Here is a 2,716-nt window from a genome sequence, read left to right on the forward strand (position 1 = left end):
CAAGTCAAGCTTGCCCAGTGTGGATTGCCCCGCATCCGGCAGTTCGTCGAGATTGAAGCTGTAGACCCGGAAGACATCGCGGAAGGATTTCCGCAGTTCCCCGATATGCTTCAGGTAATCTTCAACCTCCGGGGATTTGGCAGACCAGAACACGACGACATACGCATGGCCCATCGCGTCGATGGGGAAATTCAGGGCGACGCCGTCGGCGCGGGTGTAGGTACCCGCGAAAAAGACATCCATGCTGCTGATGCTGAGATTCTGTCGGCGCCACTCGATCATGGCGGGATCACCGCCAAAGCGCTCGCCCAGGGCATTGGTGATCTGCTTCTGCAGATCGGGGGCATCGAGTTTCCCGGCGATTTGAGAGGCGATCATGAGGCTTTTGGCTTCAGCTGGCGTGCCGCGGTAGCGCGTGATCAACTCCTGAAGCGCGCGGGCTCGCTCGTTGATGTCCGCATCCTTGAGCGAGAGGGCGTTTTCCGAGAGCAACAGGTCGGCCTCGAGACGGAGCTGGGCATGTTCGTCGGGGGCCTTGGCGAGCTTGGTGCAGGTCTCCAGGAGCGCCTCGCGGTTCGGAGCCGAATTCTCCATGCCGAACAGGCGCTTGCGGCTATCCAACATGATGCCCAGAACCTGCCAGCGGTTCGGGGCTGCCGGGGTGCCCTCCAACAGGGCCTCGCCGTCGCGGGCGATGTTCTTGTAAGCGCGGCGCTTGCCGGCCGATGTGGTGGCCGTGCCCGCTTCGGCCAAGTCCTTCTGCAGGGCGGCAATCCTGGCTTCCGGGATGCCAGCCGGCGGTACGGCAGGTTCCTGGCCATGGCAGAGGAGCGGCCAGACAAGAAACAAGGCCAGGCATGCGCAACGGAAGATGCTGAAGGCATCATGGTTAATAGCCCAGGATTTCAATCCTGGGTTACCATCGATCCGGAAAACGCGTCCTGAAAGGACGCCGGAAACGCCCGATTCAATCCCATACATATCGTTCGTCATATTCAATGTTGTAGAGGTTCAAAAACCTTCGGTATTCCTCCTGGAATGTGACCTTCTTGTGATGCTCGGCTTGGTTCTGAATATAGGCGACCACCTGGTCGGTGTCTTTTGGGCTTACGCTGAACCAACCGTATCCGGCCTGCCATTTGAAGTGCCCCGGGATGATGTTGTTGCTATTGATCCAGCTTGAGGAACCTCCCTTCAATTCCTTCACGAAGTTAGAGTCAGCGACTGTCTTGGTGACAGGCGGGACATCACCGAGCGCGGCGACCCGCTTGGTGAATTCGGCCTTCTTCCCCTCATCCACCTTGGGTTCCAGGGCCTTGATCGCTTCCTTTAGATCAGCCAGCATCTTGCTGTAATGTGCCTCGAGTTGCGTCCCTGCGGGGGTCAGGCTGCCCGGCGGAGGGCTCTCTGCGGCAAAGACCGATGCCGATAGGGCGAGGGCCGCCATGATCGATACACTCTAGATGATGTCGTGTTTTTTCATTTTTGCGTCTCCATTGGGTGTTTCTTCAACCATTCTTTCAATCTCTCGTGGGTCGATTTATAGATGCTCGGAGCATCCGGTTTGACTGGCTCTGCGGCGAGCTTGCGCATTTGAGCCGCCTCGTCGCTGCGGCCGAGCTTGTCGAGAATCCCGGCCTTGGTGGTCCATAGTTCCACCAGAATATCATCCGGGAGCACGACCGTGACCGTGGCAGCCATCTCTCGCCACTTGACGGTATCCCTGTCGCCGCGTTGGCCCCGGAAGTAGCGCAGTTTCCGGGCGTCGATCGCCATCTCGATGGACTCGAGCGCGGCTTTCCAGTCCTGCATGCCGATGTAGGCCAGCGCCTGGCCATGATGTTGCGGAGACCGCCAGCGGAAGCCATCGGTGTCCCAGGGAAAATAGGGGCCGCCGAAGACGCGGGCAGCCTCCTTGAAATCGCCCTTTTCCAAGGCCTTGCACGCATGCTCCAAGGCCTTGCACGCATGCTCCACCTCGCACTTCTCGATCTGCTCCTTCATGGTAAAGCGTTGCGCGTATAAAGTCATCTCACCGGCCTTGCGTTCGTGCCCCCTCGCATCCCACGCGATGGTGCCGTCACGGCGGAGCAGGAAGACATTCGGGATGCGATCCGCCGACAGGATCCCGAGCCGCCGCACCATCGGATTGGTGAGCCCGCCGGGCACCATCGCCGCCCGGCACGTCCATCCCTCCACTTTCATCATGGCCTCGACCTTGGCCGGGTCGTCGCAGAGAAAGGCGGCGACGACGTCGAGGTCCTTGTTGACATGGCGCTCGGCCAGTTCGAGGGCATCGGCCATGACGGCGTATCGTTTGCAAGGCTTGCCATTGCCATCGAGTTGCGGTTCCGTCTCGATCACCGCGGGCGGCTCGACAAACACCAGCAGCGTCAATTTTCCGTTGGTGTCATCAGGAACCCGGAGCGTCCTGCCGTCGAGAGTCTTGAGTTCCATCACCGGCAGCGGAACATCCGGTGGCATGATGTATTGGGGCGGGCCCTGAGTATAGATATAGGAGGTGTAGTTCGCCTTCAGCAGGGCGTACCTGTGGAAACGGTCGCGCAGGAACGATGTGAACGACCAGAGCGCAGGATTGCCGTCGTATCCGGCTGCCGGGAACTTGTCGCGGTAAAGTTCGTGCAGGTCCCTAGCTTGGGCATCCACGGCGAGGATCGCCGCCGCGGCACAGGCTGATGCCGGGGCCTTCGCGCCT

The 2,716-nt window shown here is 60.1% G+C and carries 3 protein-coding genes; all 3 read right to left on the reverse strand.

Going from position 1 to position 2,716, the window contains the following annotated elements; translation table 11 throughout:
• Window positions 1–993, reverse strand: a 993-nt coding sequence (locus AC4DF4_RS18510; protein WP_490049574.1) for a hypothetical protein, incomplete at its 3' end; no start/stop codon positions are given.
• Complete coding sequence (locus tag AC4DF4_RS18515; protein WP_490049575.1) at window positions 968–1,447, reverse strand: transposase; 480 nt, start codon at window positions 1,445–1,447, stop codon at window positions 968–970. The genes AC4DF4_RS18515 and AC4DF4_RS18510, both read right to left, overlap by 26 nt.
• Before the next feature lie 32 nt (window positions 1,448–1,479).
• Window positions 1,480–2,716, reverse strand: a 1,237-nt coding sequence (locus AC4DF4_RS18520; protein WP_490049576.1) for a hypothetical protein, incomplete at its 5' end; no start/stop codon positions are given.

Source organism: Luteolibacter sp. (assembly GCF_058122085.1).